This window comes from Bacillus sp. JJ1764, from assembly GCF_036962145.1.
Classification (GTDB): domain Bacteria; phylum Bacillota; class Bacilli; order Bacillales; family Cytobacillaceae; genus Neobacillus.
The window spans coordinates 1-16,913 of the sequence record NZ_JBALNY010000054.1; the positions used below are offsets into that span (position 1 = coordinate 1).

A 16,913-nucleotide genomic window follows, 5' to 3' on the forward strand; every position below is an offset into this window, starting at 1 on the left:
GGCAATGGGTGACGTCATATCCGGCCTTAGCACGAGTGTATGTCCCTCTTTATCTAACAATTTAAAGAGCTGTTGGTCCGCAATGGCCGAGGCAGCTCCAACGGTTTCAAAGTACTCAAGAGTTGGTGTTTCAATAAATTGATAGCCCCAACCTTTCATGGTTCCGGCAATAGAGGACCGAACCGGATGTTTCTTTTCATAGAGCTCCGGCAGCGTATCCCGCATTCCTAATGGCTTTTCAAACATAAACAAGCGACTCATCCTGCTCATCCTTTATTATTTTACTTTAGTTTGCTAATGTATTAGAGAAGTAAAGTTTATTATTTGTAGTTTACCTTTTTCAAATTCTGAAGTCAAATAAATAATCACAATATTAAAAGAAATACCCCTGAAGAAATTCTCAGGGGCATTTTCTTGTTTATTTACTGGAATTTCGGATTGCTTTTTACAAGGGTAACTTTGGTTACTTTACTTGTGTTTCCTGCTGCATCCGTTGCCGTAAAGGTTAATACTGTGTTATGGGTTTGTGCAGATTTGAAGGCAATTGTGAACTTGCCGTTCTGATCGGCAACAGCTGTTCCAAGAAGTGTTTTTCCATTGTACACATTCACGGTTGAACCTGCTTCCGCCATACCGCTGACACTCTTCGCCGGTGCAATGATCATGCCTACTTGCGGTGCTTCCGGAGCAGTCACATCTTTCACAACTGTCTTCGTTTCAGCACTCTTATTGCCAGCTAAGTCTGTCGCTGTTACATAAATCTCTGTTCCTGCTTTTAATGGAGAAATGGCTACGGTAAAAGATCCATCCGCTTTGGCAACAGCTGTACCAATGACGGTGCCGTTGGCTGTAACTTCTACTTTCGCACTTTCTTCCGTTTTTCCAGTTACGGTAGTGGATTGATCAGTTACTTCATCGACAACCGGTGCATCCGGTGCAGTTTTATCAATTTGAATTCGTCCATCAATTTGAGCGGAAATTGGGCCGCTAAATGTTTTTACGTATTGAATTAGAAGATCTAAATCAGACATCCAAGTCACGCGCTTGGTTCCTTGCTTCAGCACGGTAAATCCGTCGCCGCCGTCAGCCATAAAGTTATTTACCGCAACGGAGTATACTCCTTTTGGATCAATTTTTGAGCCATTTGGTAAATAAATATCAAGTACCTTTTGACCGATTGGCAGGTTATTGGTCCACGTATACTTTAATCCGGAGATTTGCATGATTCGGTTTCTGTCTGCTTGGAATTGTTGATTTAATAGAGTTCTAACTTGTTCACCGGTAATATTCATCGTGACGATATCATTACCGAATGGCTGGATGGCAAATAAGTCTCCCCAAGTGATTGGGCCAGATTTCTTGATATCATCTCGAATCCCGCCGACATTCATAAAGCCAAAGTCTGTTTTCGTGATGGTCTTCATTCCATCCGCAATCAGGTTACCTAATGCTGTTTCTCCTGCTTCGTTTGCAGTGCGGGAAATCGGAGCTGCTGCTTCACCAACAACCTGGCTGGTAATCGGAGCCACTTCAGCTTGGTACGCATTCAGCTCGGCCTTTACTTTTGCATCGAGATGGGCCGCATCCTGGAAGGTCGAGACGATTTCTGCTTTTTTCGTCGTGATGTCTTGTGTAACGGGGTCAATTGTTAAATCAACATCAGAGAATGCAGTTCCATAAGAATAAGATTGAACAAGCAATTTGCCGTCAACAGTTGAATTTAGATATTTGTGGTCATGGGCGCCAAAAATAACATCTACTTCATCATCAACCGCTTTGGCCATGTCCACTACCTTTCCGGTTGGGTTAGAACCATCAGTTGCCGATGTGCCAGGATCATGAGCAAGGACAACGATAGACTTAACACCCTTAGACTCTAATTCTGCTGCATATTTGTTGATTGCATCCACTTCATCCGTGAATTTCACGCCGGCCACACCGCTTGGAGTAACAATATTAGGTGTATCCGTTGTCACGACACCAATGAATCCAATTTTGACACCGTCCACTTCTTTAATGACATAAGGTGGTAAAATAGGCTGATTGGTATCCTCTTTAACTACGTTTGCAACCACATATGGGAAGGCTGCTCCTTCAAACGCGCCATACTTGTCGACTGTTTTTGGATGAGATCCACCATTGATCAAACGCAGCATTTCTGTAACGCCTTCGTCAAATTCATGGTTACCTACGGTTCCTACGTCAAAGCCTAATTCGTTAAGGAAGCGGATTGTAGGCTCATCCTGTAAAAGGGCAGAAACGGGACGGCTGGCACCAACCGCATCCCCAGCTTGAACCATCAGCGTATTAGAAGCATTGGTAGCTTCTCTTTCTTTCAAATATCCAGCTAAATATTCAATACCACCAACAGGTTTGCCGGAAACAGTCGTTTTATAATCTAACTGGCCATGTAAATCATTGATTCCTAGTAATTGTACGTGAACATTTTGGTCGAGTTGATAGGTTTCATAGCCTGGTTTTGCCGTAGAAGCTCCTAGATCCTTTACATTTGGAGTTTGTCCAAGGTAAGCTTGGGCTGCAGGAGCTGAGTTAAATGTCAAAGTTGCCTTACCGCCAACCGGAGCGATTTTCCAGTTATTATCCGCAACTGGATTGACAGTGCCTTGTTTGCTGATATAATCCATGAGGATTTGTCGGTTTTCATATGGAGAATCCACAACGACTTGGGCTTTTCCACCAATTAATGGCGGGAAGCTTCCGCCTCCGCTGGCACGGTAGTTATTGGTTGCAACAATAAATTCCTGGTCGTCCTTAATCGGAGTTCCATCCATCATCGTAAAATTGATTACCCTATGGGCATCCGGATTCAGAAGTACGCCATTGGCATAGTTGTATCGAGCCGGTTTCGTTACATCAATTTGGTATTTAATTCCGTCAATGACATCATAATTGTATGGACGGAAATCGTAATCTAATAAATCTTGATTTCCTTCTACATTCGGGTCAATAGTTTTGAATTGTCCGGCAGACATTTCCAACCACTCTTTTACTTGAGCACCGGTTAATTTGACGGCTTTCAAAGTATTATTGAATAGATATAAGTCGTTGGCACTCTTAATGGAAAGCTCGCCCTTCGGAATATTGGTGAAGTCCCCAACACCTCCGCGGCCGCCTTTAAATGGTGCAGCTGCAGAAATGACTGGAATTCCTTTTAAATCAGGAGCCTTTGTATCAATCCATTTTTTTACATAGTCTAATTGTGAGTTGTTGACTATTTGGATAGAAGAATCATCCATCACTCTGGAAAAATAACTGTTCATTGGAATGGTGGTTTCGCCAATTTTGCTGCGAACATAAGCAATTGTTCCTTCATGCTCAGGCTTTACATCATCTACGATCGTTTGGTCCAGTCCTGTTGAAGCAACAACCGGCCGGTTCACGGATTTGGAGTTGGCCTTGTCAACGGTCCATTTTCCGTTTTCATCCTGCACAAGCGCTAAATCCATTACCCCGAGATTATTTCCCCAAAAGCCTGCTTCAACGGCTTGTGTACCATTGATTGTTCCATTGGTATTATCAATTCCAGTTTTGCCATTAAAGGATGCATCGCCAGGGAAATTTACATGGGCATGTCCAAATAGCATGGCATCAATGCCTTTAACCTTTGTTAAATCGTAAACGGCATCTTCTGCTTCTTCCTTGCCTTCAGATTTGATATCACATCCAGAGTGGGCGATGGCTACAATGATTTCTGCTCCATCCGCCTTCATTTCTGGAATAAACTTGTTTGCTTGCTTGACGATATCCTTGGTAATAACTTTTCCAGTCAGATTATCCTTGTCCCACTGCATAATTTGCGGTGGAGCAAAACCAATGACACCAACTTTTACGACGGATTCATTGCCATTGGCATCGACGATTTTTTTATCAATGATTTTGTATGGCGTGAAGTAGTTGACATCGTTATCAGGATTATTGTCTTTATCGTCTTTATAAATATTAGCGTTTACAATTGGGAATTTTGCCTCTTCTAAAACATTGTTTAAGTAGTCCAGGCCATAGTTAAATTCATGATTTCCCACGATACCGCCATCATATTGCAGGTAATTCATCGCCCTTAATATCGGATGGGTATCATCTTTCCCTAATGGCTTGATTCGATTCACATAGTCCGCAAGTGGGTTGCCCTGGATTAAATCCCCAGCATCAAACAGCATCGAATTGCTGACTTCCGAACGGGCCTCCTTAATTAAAGTAGCGGTCTTGGCTAGTCCATAATTAATATTAGTAGAAGTATCTTGATAGTAATCATATGGCATGATGTTTGAGTGAAGATCAGTAGTTTCTAAGATTCGTAGTGTTGCAGTATTGCTAGTGCCTGCTGCATTTGCTTTGAAGGAGTATGTTGGTGCAAAAACTGTGCTGAGGATCAGTGCTGTAGCGGTCAGTTTCTTCATTTTTTTTAGTTTCTTTCGGTTCATTTTCATTCCACCTAGCCCTCTTTCTTATTTTCTTTCAAGAACCTCGATGACTATGTAAAAGAATCGCCCCTTTCATTTATGAGACAACAATAAGACCGTGTTCTTTAAAACCAGTCTCAAAATGTCTGAATCAATTATATTACTGCTCTATTATTATACTGTTCATTAATAAGAACGTAAATGTTCCCTTTGTAAAAATTATGTTGATTCTTTGTAAAAGATTGCGCGATTTTTTGCGTTATTCCGTGAGATTTTGGGTTAATTCAGCGAGTATTGGGAATATTCCCGTCGAGTTTTGGCGGAATTCCCCGAATTTATCAGAAATCCCCTCTTTGACCACGAAAAAAAAGCCAGGCTTAGCCAAGGCTTTCTTATCTTTTATTACCATAAATAGGATCGTCAGCCCAGCGTTCAGCTAACTGTTCTTTTGTATAAATAACCCGCATCGGGTTGCCTCCGACAAAGGCGCCGGCAGGGACGTCTTTATGGACAATAGTTCCAGCCGATACGAAAGCTCCGTCCCCTATTGTGACACCGGGAAGAATGGTAGTGTTAGCACCAATCATGACTTCACTGCCGATTTCTACCTTTCCAAGCCGGTATTCTTTGATTAAATATTCATGAGCGAGAATGGTTGTGTTATAACCAATTACCGTATTCCGGCCGACACTAATTTTTTCAGGAAACATTACGTCAAGCATCACCATTAAGGCAAAGGATGTTTGCTCCCCCACCTCCATCCGAAGGAATGTGCGGTAGAGCCAATTCTTCATCCTCAAGAATGGCGTGTAACGGGCCAGCTGGATGACGATAAAATTTTTAACAACCTTCCAAAACGGCACGGTTCTGTATACATGCCACAACGAGTTCGCTCCTTCAACGGGGTAGCGGGTCGTATTTCTCATTTTATATCTCAGCTCCAACAAGTGTATCTGAATTTAATGCTTGAAAAGGATTTTCGCGAATCCCCTAAACCTCAACGATCTTCAATAAGTCACTCATATGCTCCAAGATATAGTCCGGTTCATATTTGGCAAGGTATTCCCGACCTTTAAGAGACCAGGCTACTCCAGCTGTTTTCGTACCGGCGTTTTTCCCACCTAAAATATCGTGGTGGTTATCACCGACCATGATGGCCTCCTCAGGAGAAGAACCCAATTGTTCCAATGCTTTCAGAACCGGCTCTGGATCAGGCTTTACATTTTTCACATGGTCATAGGCGATAACGGTATCGAAATAGGAGTCGAGTTCCATCAAGCGCAGGCCTTTCATGGCAACATCATGACGTTTTGTTGTAACGATGCCCATTTTATATCCGGCTTGCTTTAGCGCTTGAATTGTTTCTAGCACGCCACTGAACTCTTTAACCAATAAATCATGATTGGCAAGATTAAAGCTGCGATATTCCAGAACCATTTCTTCAACGCGGTCCGGGTCCATGTTTCCAAATACCTCATGTAGCGTTGGTCCCATAAACGGCAGGACATCCTCGCGTTGGTACTTGCCCGGATAATATTTTTCCAAAGTGTGCAAGTAAGTGCTGATAATCAATTCATTTGTATCAATAAGCGTTCCATCCAAATCAAACAACAATGTGGTGATTTTGTTATTCATAGGTAGCTTCCTTTCTTAAAAAGCCTGTTCGTTTCCATATGTTCCCGACAATTAAGGTCAATGTTATGGCAACTCCGAGCCGGATTAAAAATAGTGGCCAAACCGGTATCCCGAGAGGAACAAAAATCAAGGTATCCTCTACCACCGCATGGCAGGCAACCAGAAAGATAAAAGCTAAGGTAACATCTTTTTTGCTGACCCCATCTTCTTTAACAGCCTGGATCATCACACCTGCTCCATACGCAAGTCCAAAAAAAAGGCCAGCAGCCATCGTGGTTGAGGTATTTTCTTGCATCCCCAGGGACCTTGTCACCGGAGCCATAGTTTTCGAGAATTTCTTCAGCCATTCAATATCTTTTAGGATTTGAACGACCACCATGAGCGGGATCACAATCATCGCCAATTGAAGGATCCCCAATCCCGCTTTCTCGAGTGCTTGCAGAAATATGCCTGCCAAAGTTGTGGCATGTGTCGTTTTATTTTCAATTAACCCATATTGGGCCGCCTGGCTGCCGCCGTGCCAAACCAAGTTGATTACAAAAGCCGAAAGTGTTGCCAACCCTAGCCGTGTCGTCAGAACGATCCAAAGCTTGACACCAGCCTTCATCGCCACACCTGATTCAATAAACAGATTGTGGGAGAATGACAGCATTACCGCTAAAATAAAGACCTCTTTCACGGAAAAATCAAGTGTTAAAATGGCTCCGATGGCGGCATATAGATTCAAGAAATTCCCTAGGACAAGAGGAATGGCTGCATCACCGGATAAACCAAGTAGTTTCATCAACGGGGAAACAAGTTTAATCAACCATGGCAATACTGGTGTATACTGCAATATTGCCACAATCATTGTAACCGGAAAAATAATTTTCCCCAATGTCCAAGTTGTTTTCAACCCAACCAGTAACCCCTTTTTTAATGAGTGTAGCAGCATTTCCCCAAATCTCCCTTAAGCTTATATATTTTCCTGTTCTAAATAGCGTCTGTCTGAAAGATGTTTTTGCCGGCGGATCAACAAAATAATTAATGCGCTCACAATTAAGACGATCGAAATCGTTTGTGCCATGCGCAGGCTGCCGAGCATTAAGCTGTCTGTACGCAAACCTTCAACGAAGAAACGGCCGACTGAATACCAAATTACATAGGTTAAAAACATTTCACCACGGCGCAAATTCACACGGCGCAGTAACATCAATAGTACGAATCCGAGAAAATCCCAAACCGATTCGTATAAAAATGTGGGATGATAGTATGTACCATTGATATACATTTGGTTAATAATAAAATCCGGTAAATGAAGGTTTTCCAAAAAAGTTCTTGTCACTTCACCGCCATGGGCCTCCTGATTCATAAAGTTTCCCCAACGCCCAATTGCCTGTCCCAAAATAATGCTTGGTGCGGCTATGTCAGCAATTTTCCAAAAAGAAAGGCCCTTGCTCTTGGCAAATATATAAGTCGTGAGGACAGAACCAATTAACGCGCCGTGAATGGCAATCCCACCGTTCCAAATTTTCGGGATATCGCCCGGATGCTTGGAATAATAACCCCATTCAAACATCACATAATAGATTCGTGCTGAAATAATCGCGATTGGAATCGCCCAAAGCATTAAGTCAGCAAATGTATCTTTCGGCAAACCGCGACGGTTACCCTCACGAATCGCTAAAAAAAGCGCCAAGGCCAGACCTGATCCGATAATAATGCCGTACCAATGGACTTGAATGGGTCCAAATGAAAAGGCAATCGGATTAAGCGGCTGAATTGATTCATTCATGTTACCTGTTTCCCCCTTATATCTCTTCGTGCTCCCCGTCTTCAATGACATCAGAAAGACGTTCTGTAAATTGCTGCGCAGCGTTAACGCCCATTCGTTTCAGGCGGTAATTCATCGCTGCAACCTCTATAATAACAGCCAAATTTCGTCCAGGACGAACTGGTACGGTTAACTTAGTTACCTCAGTATCAATGATTTTCATTTTTTCTTCATCCAACCCGAGACGGTCATATTGCTTTTTGGCATCCCAGATTTCCAAATTAATCACCATGGTAATGCGTTTATTACTTCTAACGGCTCCAGCACCAAACAAGGTCATCACATTAATAATCCCCAAACCGCGGATTTCCAACAGATGCTCAATTAATTCCGGAGAAGTTCCAACCAATGTATCCTGATCCTCCTGGCGAATTTCAACACAGTCATCCGCTACAAGGCGGTGCCCCCGTTTGACGAGTTCCAGTGCTGTCTCACTTTTACCAACACCACTTTTTCCGGTAATTAACACACCAATTCCATAAATATCCACCAACACACCATGTACAGCAGTTGTTGGTGCCAACTTACTTTCCAAAAAATTGGTGAGTCGGCTGGAGAATCTCGTTGTCTTCATATTGGTTCTTAGCACCGGCACAGATTCTCTCTCGGAAGCCTCGATTAACTCTGGAGGAACATCCAAGCCTCTAGTCACAATAATGGCGGGGGTAATATCGGTACATAATTGTTCCATTCTTGTACCTTTATCCCTGTCAGATAGTTCACCGTAAAATGACAACTCTGTTTTCCCTAAAAGCTGGATTCGTTCAGCTGGATAAAACTCAAAGTAACCGGCTATTTCTATTCCGGGACGTGAGATATCACTCATCGTAATCGGACGGTTGATCCCTTCTTCACCACTAATCAATTCAAGCTGAAATTTTTCCAATATGTCTTTGGTACGTACTTTAGGCAAGAAACGTTCCTCCTTAAAGTGGTCTAATGTATTTTGAAGAAAATATTACTTTTTATTTTAACATTTTTTTATGGAGAACCATACTTTTGTTAAAGTGAAAAATAAAAAGATGCCTATCACATAAGATACGCACCTTTTTGATGTTATTCTTTCGAGCGTTTTGATGGCTCCAGAATTGTTTTTTGGATGATCAGATTAATCAAAGCCATGATGACGGCGAAGAAAAGCGCCATTCCGAAGCCATGAATCTCGAACGAACTCCCCATAAGAAAATCAGTTAGTTCAAGTGTCATTGCGTTAATGACAAAGAGAAAAAACCCCATCGTTAACACGGTCACTGGCAAAGTAAAAAGAATCAAAAGCGGCCGGACTAAAATATTTAAGATGGATAATAAAATGCTCGCCTGAACCGCGGCTGCAAATCCTGAAAGATAAAAGCTTTCATGAAAATATCCTGCTAGCGCCATAAATATAACCGCATTAATCAAACATCCTATTAACCATCTCATATTTCTTGTCCCCTATTTTTCTAAAGATTTCTTCAAAGTCACTGAACCTGTTTTTGTATCTGCAAAGATTTTTAACATTTTATCAGGATGGTTGACCGATTGGAAACGAAGTGACTTTTGTACCATTTCACTCTTTTCCTCTAGTATTTGGACCCCAACAAGATTTAAGTTAAAGCCACCTAGGTTTGTCTTAAGCTCCCCTTCAACCGGGAGCTCTTCCGGGATATACAGGTCTATTCCCCCGGTCGTCGTTTTGGTGTGAATCCATTCAGCCCTGTTGCCGCTTAGATTCAAATGAATGTTCCCGTTAAATGATTGAGCATCAACTTTAGCCATGTCCCCGTCCAATTTAATAGACCCAGTGATACTTTCCGCCTCGAGTTCATCAAATTGGCTGTGTCTAACTTTTATTTTTCCATTGGCCGTTTCAACCTCAGCTCGTTTACCGATGATCTGTCCCAGTTCAATCTTTCCGTTCGCCGTTTTGACCTGGAGATTGCCTACATTTAATTCTCCACCAGAAATGGAACCGTTAAATAATCTGACTCTGGCATTTTCATATTGTGACTTAGGAACATAGATGAGTGCCTCGACCTTCATCCATTTTTGTTGGGTGCCAAAGCGCAGCTTTTGGTTTGCCACCTCAAATGTAATATCGCGCATAAAGTTCGCTCGTGCGCTGTCTTGGTTTTCAACACGGTACACCTTCGCCTGACACTCTACCCTTACATCGGGCTGATCCCAACTTATGATCTTAACAGAACCGTTTGCCACATCGATATCCATATCCTTGAAGTCTGCGTTTCCATGATGAAAAATATGGGATAGGTCTACGGACTGACCAAAGTTGAAATCAAAATCGAGTTCTTTGATTTTTTTCAAAGCAGAATCAACAAATTCAAAGATTTTGTCCTTTGTTGATTGAAACTTGGAGTTAAATGGATCTTCCTTAGTGCTCTGAGTATGCTCATGATTCTGCTCATATTGAACCGTCGTCGACAGCTCTTTCATGATTTCTTCTTGCTTCTGGTTCACGGTTTGCTGGGCTTTTTCAAGTTCTTCCATTAATGTTAGGGCTTCATCAACTGTCAATTTTCCTTCTTCTACCATTTGTAAAATACGTTTGCGTTCCTCTTTCATTTTTTCCACCCTCATCAGAAATTATTTTTCTTAACCAATTTATTCGGAGACCAATACTTTTACGCCCTTGACAATATTCCAGATGAAAATAACCAGAGAAATAACAATCGTAACGACAATACTAATAACAAAAAAGACCGGAATTTGATCTTGCATGTTGGAAAAGTCCTTGATAGCTGCAAAAATAATGATGGGCACTGTAATAAATGGGATCAAATGGGATAACAAGGCCTTTTTAGCATGCTGTTTGGTATCCGGATCAGAGCTGGCCAGCATGACCACAAGCGGAAAAATAAATCCCGCGAAAAAAACACTAAAATAGCACAAACTGGATAAGACCTTTCTTGATTCCATAACGTTCATCACCTCTTGTTAATATGTACGATTAGGTGGCTGGAAAGTTTCGTTAATTTTTTTGTAGGAATTGGGGATTCAGCAATTTTTAGAGCGAGTGCTTCGAGAGATTTTTGGCCTTTCCCGCGTACTTGGAACGGAAACCCGCCGGTTATTGAGATATTCCCGCCGGCTTCTGCGATATTCCCGCCAGAATCCCCTCAGTTTCTGCGATAATTTCGGCAGTTTCTGGGAAATTCCAGGCAAATCCGTTCATCAAATTGGCATATAAAAAAGCGACCACCCTAAGTGTTCGCTCTTGTATAGAACTAATTGATTTCTTTATATGTATTCAACCGAAGAAACCAGTGAGCAATTAAATAGAATACAGTTAAAATAAAAAATGAATAGGTAAAAGACCAATCAATTTTTTTGTATAAATCGATCATTGCCAATAACGGCATACCTACATAAGCTCCTAATCCACCAAAAAAAACGGCTTTTACAAATGGATGATAGGTTGGCTTAAATTGCAATAACAGCATTAGAAATACAGGTAAAACAGAAAGTCGATAGGAAAAGTTTAATGTTGCTACAGGTACTACTTTCACTGGATATGCCCATTTGCCAAAACTAACGCCTATCGTATCAAGGATTTCTGATAATACCATAATCAATAAACCAGTGGAAAATATACGAGCTGAGCTCTCACGATTCCGGAATATGCCCCAAATAACCCATGGAACCACTATCATGGCTAACGCTAACCACCATTGCCAAGTGAGAAAAAAAGCATTCATAACTGCTTCAACAATTAAATGATTGGCTTCACTAATTTGTTTTGTAGCAAGATCGATTTGTTTTAATCCTTCTTGATATGTCATTGCTCCCCACCTGTTTCGCATTATTCATTGACTGTTAGTTTTTACAGAATTTCCCCATTTATACAGCTTCGTAATTGTTGTTGAACTAACAAATCCTAATTGTCATAACTAAAGGAGGTCAAGAAGCTACGAGCAAACATGGATCAAAAAGAAAAAGACGTATGCTAATTCATACGTCAATACATGTGTTATTTGTAAATAATACCCTAATGATTCCAGCTCTATGCTTTAATGATGCTTTTATCTTCAATTTGTTGTTGCATTCTTAAACGGTCGCGCTCGAGGATTGGCTTTAGGTACTTTCCGGTATACGAACCCTCTACTTCGGCGACCTTTTCTGGGGTACCGCTGGCGATGATGGTACCTCCTTTGTCCCCTCCTTCCGGACCGAGGTCGATAATGTGGTCTACCCCTTTGATGACATCGAGATTATGTTCGATGACCAGTACGGTATCCCCATTTTCAACCAGACGCTGCAAGACAACGAGCAATCTCGAAATATCGTCAACGTGAAGTCCGGTTGTCGGCTCATCCAAAATGTAGAAGGATTTACCATTGGAACGGCGATGCAGTTCGGATGCGAGCTTCACACGCTGGGCTTCCCCGCCGGACAAGGTTGTGGCCGGCTGGCCAAGTTTGATGTAACCTAGGCCAACATCATAAATCGTTTGCAGCTTGCGGCTGATTTTTGGAATGTTTTCGAAAAATTTCAAGGCATCTTCAACCGTCATGTCGAGTACGTCCGCAATGCTCTTTCCTTTATACTTCACTTCAAGAGTTTCCCGGTTATAACGTTTTCCATGACATACTTCGCACGGAACGTAAACATCCGGCAAGAAGTGCATTTCAATTTTAATAATTCCATCGCCGCGGCAGGCTTCACAGCGGCCGCCTTTTACATTGAAACTGAAACGGCCCTTTTTATAACCGCGCACCTTTGCTTCATTCGTGGAGGAATAAACATCACGAACATCGTCAAATACCCCTGTATAGGTGGCCGGGTTGGAGCGTGGTGTCCTTCCGATCGGTGATTGATCGATATCGATGACTTTTTCAAGATAGTCTACTCCGGTTATACTCTTAAATTTTCCTGGTTTTGTTTTAGCTCTGTTCAGTTTTTGCGCCAGGGTTTTATGGAGAATTTCATTGATGAGCGTACTTTTTCCTGATCCAGAGACACCGGTAACAGCGACAAACATGCCTAGTGGCACTTTTACCGATACATTTTTTAAATTATTTTCTTCCGCACCCTTAATTTCAATAAAGCGGCCGTCTGATTTTCGTCTTTCTAATGGAAGAGGAATGAATTTCTTTCCTGATAAATATTGCCCGGTCAATGAGTTCGGGTCAGCCATAACCTCTGAAGGTGTTCCAGCGGAAACAACTTCTCCGCCATGCACACCCGCACCAGGACCAATATCAATCAAATAATCTGCAGCCAGCATCGTGTCTTCATCATGTTCGACGACAATTAGTGTATTGCCGATATCACGCATATTTTGCAGGGTGCCGATTAAGCGATCATTATCACGCTGGTGAAGTCCGATGGACGGTTCATCAAGAATATAGAGAACTCCGGTTAGTCTGGAGCCAATCTGGGTCGCTAAACGAATACGCTGCGCTTCTCCCCCTGAGAGCGTTCCGGCCATGCGGCTCAAAGTTAAGTAATCAAGGCCGACATTGACAAGAAAGCCGAGCCGTTCATTGATTTCCTGTAAAATCAATCTGGCAATCTGCCTTTCTTTTTCGGAAAGCTGGAGGTTCGCAAAGAACTGCTGCGCTTCTTCAATTGAAAAATCAGTCACATGAGCGATATGGTACCCATTAATGAGAACAGCTAACGTTTCTTTCTTTAAGCGGAATCCTTTACAGGTTGGGCATGGCTGTTGAGCCATGTATTTTTCCATTTGCTCACGAATGAAATCGGAGCTGGTTTCCTTAAATCGACGCTCCACATTACGGAGGACACCTTCAAATTCGATATACCCTTCACGAATTTGCCCAAAATCGTTCTCATAACGGAAATAGATTTTGTCATTGCCGGAACCATAAAGAATTTTATCCATCTGGTTCTCTGGAATGTCTTTGACTGGAATATTCATGTCAATTCCGTAATGATTACAAACTGCTTCAAGCAGTTGTGGATAGTACTGTGAGCTAGTCGGCTCCCATGGGGCAATTGCATGCTGCTTAAGGGTTAGTTCCTTGTTAGGGATGATTAAGTCAATATCGACTTCTTGCTTGGAGCCTAAACCATCGCATTCAGGACAAGCACCAAACGGGCTATTAAAAGAAAACATCCTTGGCTCTAATTCCCCGATTGAAAAACCGCAGAGAGGACAGGCATGGTTTTCACTGAACATTAGCTCCTCCCCGTCAACTACATCGACAATGACTTTTCCCTCACCAAGACTTAAGGCCGTTTCCAATGAATCGGCCAAACGAGCAGAAACCCCATCCTTAACGACAATCCGGTCGACAACAACTTCAATTGAGTGCTTTTTATTTTTATCCAGAACAATCTCGTCACTAAGATCTAGCATTTCTCCATCCACACGAACACGGACAAATCCTTGCTTTTTAATATCTTCAAATACTTTCACATGCATTCCTTTGCGTCCGGAAACAACAGGTGCGAGTATTTGCATTTTTGTCCGTTCCGGGTATTCCAGAATCCGATCGACCATTTGCTCAATCGTTTGCGAGGAGATCTCGATACCATGATTAGGACAGGTGGGATGGCCGACTCTGGCAAATAATAGACGTAAATAATCATAGATTTCCGTTACCGTTCCCACGGTTGAACGTGGATTGCGGCTGGTGGTTTTTTGATCAATGGAAATGGCAGGACTCAACCCTTCAATGGTATCGACATCCGGTTTATCCATTTGTCCCAAGAATTGACGGGCATATGCGGAGAGTGACTCAACATAGCGTCGCTGTCCTTCCGCGTAAATCGTATCGAAGGCGAGCGAAGACTTTCCAGATCCCGAAAGCCCGGTCAGCACGACAAGTTTATCTCTTGGAATGGTGATATCTATATTTTTCAAATTATGTGCTCTTGCACCTTTTACAATCAATTTATCCATTACCATGATTCTAGTTATCCTTCCGCTTTCAATTCAAATAAAAGGTCGCGAAGCTCCGCAGCGCGTTCAAAGTCAAGCGCTTTGGCGGCGGCCTTCATTTCTTTTTCCATATCGGCAATCAACTTTTCCCGTTCCTTTTTGTTCATCTTGCCAAACGATGCAGCTGGTTTGTATTCCTCTTGCTCCTCGGCAGCATGAGTGGCACGGATGACATCGCGGATATCCTTTTGGATTGTTTTCGGGGTGATGCCGTGTTTTAAATTGTATTCTTCTTGGATGGAACGACGACGCTTGGTTTCACTGATTGCCAGCTCCATTGAATTTGTCATGCGATCCGCATACATGATCACGTGTCCATTGGCGTTACGTGCGGCACGGCCGATTGTCTGAATCAACGAACGTTCTGAACGGAGGAAGCCTTCCTTATCAGCATCCAATATTGCCACAAGCGATACTTCCGGAATATCGATCCCTTCCCGAAGGAGGTTAATTCCGACTAGAACATCATATTTGCCAAGACGCAGCTCGCGGATAATTTCAATCCGTTCCAATGTTTTCACCTCAGAATGAAGGTATTGCACCTTAATTCCGATTTCCTTTAGATAATCCGTCAGGTCCTCTGACATTTTTTTCGTAAGGGTGGTGATTAGAACCCGTTCATTTTTCTTGACCCGATCCTGGATTTCACCAATCAGATCATCAATTTGGCCTTGAATCGGCCGGACATCGATGGTTGGGTCAAGTAGGCCAGTTGGGCGGATGATTTGTTCCACCATCTCTGGGGTATGTTCTTGCTCATATGGTCCCGGCGTAGCCGAAACATAAATAATATTGTTTATATGCTTTTCGAACTCATCAAAGGTAAGCGGCCTGTTATCAAGCGCTGAAGGCAAACGGAATCCATGCTCCACGAGGACTTCCTTTCGGGCTTTATCCCCGTTGAACATCCCCCTAACCTGAGGCAGGGTTACGTGCGACTCATCAATCACCAATAAGAAGTCTTCTGGAAAATAATCCAATAATGTGTATGGTGTTGATCCAGCAGGACGCAATGTCAGGTGCCGCGAGTAATTTTCAATTCCGGAGCAGAAGCCCATTTCCCGCATCATTTCCAAATCATAACGAGTCCGCTGTTCGAGACGCTGGGCTTCAAGCAATTTATTATTTTCTCTTAAAACTGTAAGGCGTTCTTCAAGCTCTTTTTCAATATTTTCAATCGCCACACGCAGCTTTTCTTCCCGGGTGACGAAGTGAGACGCCGGGAAAATCGCCACGTGTTCGCGCTCACCAATAATTTCACCGGTGAGGGCGTCAACTTCACGAATTCGATCTATTTCATCTCCGAATAATTCCACTCGAATACAGTGTTCATCACGGGAAACCGGGAAAATCTCGACAACGTCACCACGGACGCGGAAAGTCCCCCGTTTAAAGTCGATATCATTGCGTTCATATTGGATATCAACGAGGCGATGCAGCAGCTCGTTCCTTTCCATTTCCATTCCGGTCCTTAATGACACAACCATTTCCCGATATTCTTCTGGGGAACCCAGGCCATAAATACACGAAACACTGGCAATAATGACGACATCTTTCCGTTCAAACAGGGAAGATGTTGCTGAGTGCCGTAATTTATCAATCTCGTCGTTGATGCTGGCATCTTTTTCAATAAAGGTATCCGTTTGGGGAACATAGGCCTCCGGCTGATAGTAGTCATAGTAACTGACAAAGTACTCTACCGCGTTGTTGGGGAAGAAATCCTTAAACTCGCTGTAGAGCTGGCCTGCTAGTGTTTTATTATGGGCGATGACAAGTGTCGGTTTGTTTACTTCTTTAATAACATTGGAGATCGTGAATGTTTTTCCTGTACCGGTGGCGCCAAGCAGGGTTTGGTGCTGCTTGTTGTTGCGGATGCCTTCGACTAATTGTTTGATGGCCTCCGGCTGATCCCCCTGAGGCGAATACTTTGAGACTAATTCAAATTGGTCCTTCACGAACAGGTTCCTCCCGTTTTTCATCTCTATAGTTACTGTTTTTGAATCTCCGTTTTCAATATTATCATTCTACCACATTCACCCAAAAACAAACCAACAATATGCGAACTAATATTCGTTTTTTTAAAAAAATAGGCTGTGTTAAGAACAGTTTTGATTTTTTTACACTCTGTTGATTGGAG

General features: G+C 42.6%; 13 protein-coding genes. All 13 read right to left on the reverse strand.

Going from position 1 to position 16,913, the window contains the following annotated elements:
* A partial coding sequence (locus tag V7083_RS09080; RefSeq protein ID WP_335477200.1) for an ATP phosphoribosyltransferase regulatory subunit occupies window positions 1-261 on the reverse strand: 261 nt, incomplete at its 3' end.
* A gap of 161 nt (window positions 262-422) precedes the next feature.
* Window positions 423-4,442: a bifunctional 2',3'-cyclic-nucleotide 2'-phosphodiesterase/3'-nucleotidase gene (locus V7083_RS09085; RefSeq protein WP_335477201.1), complete on the reverse strand. Its 4,020-nt coding sequence runs from the start codon at window positions 4,440-4,442 to the stop codon at window positions 423-425.
* Between the two features lie 371 nt (window positions 4,443-4,813).
* The gene (locus V7083_RS09090) at window positions 4,814-5,347 is read right to left on the reverse strand and encodes an acyltransferase (RefSeq protein ID WP_335477202.1); all 534 of its coding nucleotides are present in this window, start codon (window positions 5,345-5,347) and stop codon (window positions 4,814-4,816) included.
* Window positions 5,348-5,411: 64 nt separating this feature from the next.
* Window positions 5,412-6,056 carry a pyrophosphatase PpaX gene (ppaX, locus tag V7083_RS09095; protein WP_335477203.1) on the reverse strand — a complete coding sequence of 215 codons (645 nt, stop codon included), beginning with the start codon at window positions 6,054-6,056 and terminating at the stop codon, window positions 5,412-5,414.
* A complete protein-coding gene (locus V7083_RS09100) occupies window positions 6,049-6,990 on the reverse strand; it encodes a nucleoside recognition domain-containing protein (protein ID WP_335477204.1) in 942 nt (313 codons plus the stop codon). The genes ppaX and V7083_RS09100 overlap by 8 nt, the downstream gene beginning before the upstream one ends.
* Window positions 6,991-7,011: 21 nt before the next feature.
* Complete coding sequence (lgt, locus tag V7083_RS09105) at window positions 7,012-7,830, reverse strand: prolipoprotein diacylglyceryl transferase (protein ID WP_335477205.1); 819 nt, start codon at window positions 7,828-7,830, stop codon at window positions 7,012-7,014.
* 16 nt (window positions 7,831-7,846) lie between these two features.
* Entirely contained in the window at window positions 7,847-8,782 is a 936-nt protein-coding gene (gene hprK, locus V7083_RS09110; protein WP_335477206.1) for an HPr(Ser) kinase/phosphatase, read from the reverse strand.
* A gap of 143 nt (window positions 8,783-8,925) precedes the next feature.
* The gene (locus V7083_RS09115) at window positions 8,926-9,291 is read right to left on the reverse strand and encodes a phage holin family protein (RefSeq protein WP_335477207.1); all 366 of its coding nucleotides are present in this window, start codon (window positions 9,289-9,291) and stop codon (window positions 8,926-8,928) included.
* Between the two features lie 12 nt (window positions 9,292-9,303).
* A complete protein-coding gene (locus V7083_RS09120; protein WP_335477208.1) occupies window positions 9,304-10,431 on the reverse strand; it encodes a DUF4097 family beta strand repeat-containing protein in 1,128 nt (375 codons plus the stop codon).
* Window positions 10,432-10,470: 39 nt separating this feature from the next.
* Entirely contained in the window at window positions 10,471-10,785 is a 315-nt protein-coding gene (locus V7083_RS09125) for a DUF4870 domain-containing protein (RefSeq protein ID WP_335477209.1), read from the reverse strand.
* 308 nt (window positions 10,786-11,093) lie between these two features.
* On the reverse strand, window positions 11,094-11,648 hold the full coding sequence (locus tag V7083_RS09130) for a CBO0543 family protein (protein ID WP_335477210.1): 555 nt from the start codon (window positions 11,646-11,648) through the stop codon (window positions 11,094-11,096).
* A 221-nt stretch (window positions 11,649-11,869) separates the two neighbouring features.
* Window positions 11,870-14,743 (reverse strand): excinuclease ABC subunit UvrA, encoded by a 2,874-nt coding sequence (uvrA, locus tag V7083_RS09135; RefSeq protein WP_335477211.1) that lies wholly within the window; start codon window positions 14,741-14,743, stop codon window positions 11,870-11,872.
* A gap of 8 nt (window positions 14,744-14,751) precedes the next feature.
* Window positions 14,752-16,731, reverse strand: coding sequence for an excinuclease ABC subunit UvrB (gene uvrB, locus V7083_RS09140; RefSeq protein WP_335477212.1), 1,980 nt, complete (start codon window positions 16,729-16,731; stop codon window positions 14,752-14,754).
* Window positions 16,732-16,913 lie beyond the last annotated feature (182 nt).